The sequence below is a fragment of the Acinetobacter sp. NIPH 1852 genome (assembly GCF_022549455.1).
Taxonomy (GTDB): domain Bacteria; phylum Pseudomonadota; class Gammaproteobacteria; order Pseudomonadales; family Moraxellaceae; genus Acinetobacter.
The window spans coordinates 1-3,361 of sequence record NZ_JAKZGG010000036.1 but is presented as its reverse complement, the minus strand read 5'-3'; the positions used below and the strand labels follow the sequence as shown (position 1 = coordinate 3,361).

Annotated in this window: 1 rRNA gene; it reads left to right on the top strand. The window is 48.3% G+C overall.

The window, feature by feature from the left end:
* Positions 1-291 precede the first annotated feature (291 nt).
* A 23S ribosomal RNA gene (locus tag MMO38_RS16400) occupies positions 292-3,185 on the top strand.
* Positions 3,186-3,361 lie beyond the last annotated feature (176 nt).

Here is a 3,361-nt window from a genome sequence, read left to right as displayed (position 1 = left end):
TCTGTGATTTATCACAGTTTAATGTAGCTGACGAGGTTACATTAATTCATTAACAGATTAGTAGAATTGAGTCTGAAATAAATTGTTCAAAACTCGATTAATATGATTTTAACGGTAATACGTAAGTGTTGCAGTTAGATGAAAGATTAATGCGAGAACTAGCGATTAACTGAATCAAGCGTTTTGGTATATGAATTAGATTGAAGCTGTACAGTGATTAAGTTCACAGTGCGTCAAACTGAAATGTTGAAGTTACTACTTGTAGGTAACGTCGACTGTTTGGGGTTGTATAGTCAAGTAATTAAGTGCATGTGGTGGATGCCTTGGCAGTCAGAGGCGATGAAAGACGTAATAGCCTGCGATAAGCTCCGGGGAGGCGGCAAATATCCTTTGATCCGGAGATTTCTGAATGGGGGAACCCACTTACCATAAGGTAGGTATTGCATACTGAATACATAGGTATGCAAGGCGAACGAGGGGAAGTGAAACATCTCAGTACCCTTAGGAAAAGAAATCAATTGAGATTCCCTTAGTAGCGGCGAGCGAACGGGGATCAGCCCATTAAGTTGTATGTGTTCTAGTGGAACGCTCTGGGAAGTGCGAACGTAGAGGGTGATATTCCCGTACACGAAAGGGCACATACAATGATGACGAGTAGGGCGAGGCACGTGAAACCTTGTCTGAATATGGGGGGACCATCCTCCAAGGCTAAATACTCCTGACTGACCGATAGTGAACCAGTACCGTGAGGGAAAGGCGAAAAGAACCCCTGTGAGGGGAGTGAAATAGATCCTGAAACCGCATGCATACAAGCAGTGGGAGCCAACTTGTTTGGTGACTGCGTACCTTTTGTATAATGGGTCAGCGACTTACATTCAGTAGCAAGGTTAACCGAATAGGGGAGCCGTAGAGAAATCGAGTCTTAATAGGGCGTTTAGTTGCTGGGTGTAGACCCGAAACCAGGCGATCTATCCATGAGCAGGTTGAAGGTTGGGTAACACTAACTGGAGGACCGAACCCACTGTCGTTGAAAAGCCAGGGGATGACTTGTGGATAGGGGTGAAAGGCTAATCAAGCCTGGTGATAGCTGGTTCTCCCCGAAAGCTATTTAGGTAGCGCCTCGGACGAATACCATTGGGGGTAGAGCACTGTTTCGGCTAGGGGGTCATCCCGACTTACCAAACCGATGCAAACTCCGAATACCAATGAGTACTATCCGGGAGACAGACTGCGGGTGCTAACGTCCGTAGTCAAGAGGAAAACAATCCAGACCGCCAGCTAAGGCCCCAAAATCATAGTTAAGTGGGAAACGATGTGGGAAGGCATAGACAGCTAGGAGGTTGGCTTAGAAGCAGCCACCCTTTAAAGAAAGCGTAATAGCTCACTAGTCGAGTCGGCCTGCGCGGAAGATGTAACGGGGCTAAAACTATGTGCCGAAGCTGCGGATGTAACTTTTAAGTTACGTGGTAGGGGAGCGTTCTGTAAGCCGATGAAGGTGTATTGAGAAGTATGCTGGAGGTATCAGAAGTGCGAATGCTGACGTGAGTAACGACAAAACGGGTGAAAAACCCGTTCGCTGAAAGACCAAGGGTTCCAGTCCAACGTTAATCGGGGCTGGGTGAGTCGACCCCTAAGGCGAGGCCGAGAGGCGTAGTCGATGGGAAATTGGTTAATATTCCAATACTTCTGTGTAATGCGATGAGAGGACGGAGAAGGTTAAGTCAGCCTGGCGTTGGTTGTCCAGGTGGAAGACAGTAGGCATGCATCTTAGGCAAATCCGGGGTGCTCTATGCTGAGAGTCGATAGCAAGCTGTACTTGTACAGTGAAGTGGCTGATACCATGCTTCCAGGAAAAGTCTCTAAGCTTCAGTTACACAGGAATCGTACCCTAAACCGACACAGGTGGTCAGGTCGAGTAGACCAAAGCGCTTGAGAGAACTCTGCTGAAGGAACTAGGCAAAATGGTACCGTAACTTCGGGAGAAGGTACGCTGCTGACGGTGATGATCCTTGCGGTCTGAGCTATTGGCAGCCACAGAAACCAGGCCGCTGCAACTGTTTATTAAAAACATAGCACTCTGCAAACACGAAAGTGGACGTATAGGGTGTGATGCCTGCCCGGTGCTGGAAGGTTAATTGATGGGGTTAGCGTAAGCGAAGCTCTTGATCGAAGCCCCAGTAAACGGCGGCCGTAACTATAACGGTCCTAAGGTAGCGAAATTCCTTGTCGGGTAAGTTCCGACCTGCACGAATGGCATAATGATGGCGGCGCTGTCTCCAGCAGAGGCTCAGTGAAATCGAATTCGCCGTGAAGATGCGGTGTACCCGCGGCTAGACGGAAAGACCCCGTGAACCTTTACTGCAGCTTGACATTGAACTTTGACCTTACTTGTGTAGGATAGGTGGGAGGCTTTGAAGTTAGAACGCTAGTTCTAATGGAGCCATCCTTGAAATACCACCCTGGTAATGTTGAGGTTCTAACTCTGCCCCGTAATCCGGGGCGAGGACCATGTCTGGTGGGTAGTTTGACTGGGGCGGTCTCCTCCTAAAGAGTAACGGAGGAGTACGAAGGTGCGCTCAGCGTGGTCGGAAATCACGCGTAGAGTATAAAGGCAAAAGCGCGCTTAACTGCGAGACCCACAAGTCGAGCAGGTACGAAAGTAGGTCTTAGTGATCCGGTGGTTCTGTATGGAAGGGCCATCGCTCAACGGATAAAAGGTACTCTGGGGATAACAGGCTGATACCGCCCAAGAGTTCATATCGACGGCGGTGTTTGGCACCTCGATGTCGGCTCATCTCATCCTGGGGCTGAAGCAGGTCCCAAGGGTATGGCTGTTCGCCATTTAAAGAGGTACGCGAGCTGGGTTTAGAACGTCGTGAGACAGTTCGGTCCCTATCTACCGTGGGCGCTGGAAATTTGAGAGGATCTGCTCCTAGTACGAGAGGACCAGAGTGGACGAACCTCTGGTGTACCGGTTGTCACGCCAGTGGCATCGCCGGGTAGCTATGTTCGGAAGGGATAACCGCTGAAAGCATCTAAGCGGGAAGCCTACCTCAAGATAAGATTTCCCTAGGACTATATGTCCTCTAAAGAGCCGTTCGAGACTAGGACGTTGATAGGTTGGATGTGGAAGTACGGTGACGTATGAAGCTGACCAATACTAATTGCTCGTGAGGCTTGACTATACAACACCCAAGCAGTTGTATATAAAGCATCAATTCGATTCAAATCCAAACAGTCAGTGTAGATTAAACTGATTGAACTTGATTTAGTTGAAAAACTAGTTACAATTCAGACCCAATGAAGCTAATCCGTTAATAACTCTTTGGTTCGTAAGTAAGGCACACACTGTGAAATTTAA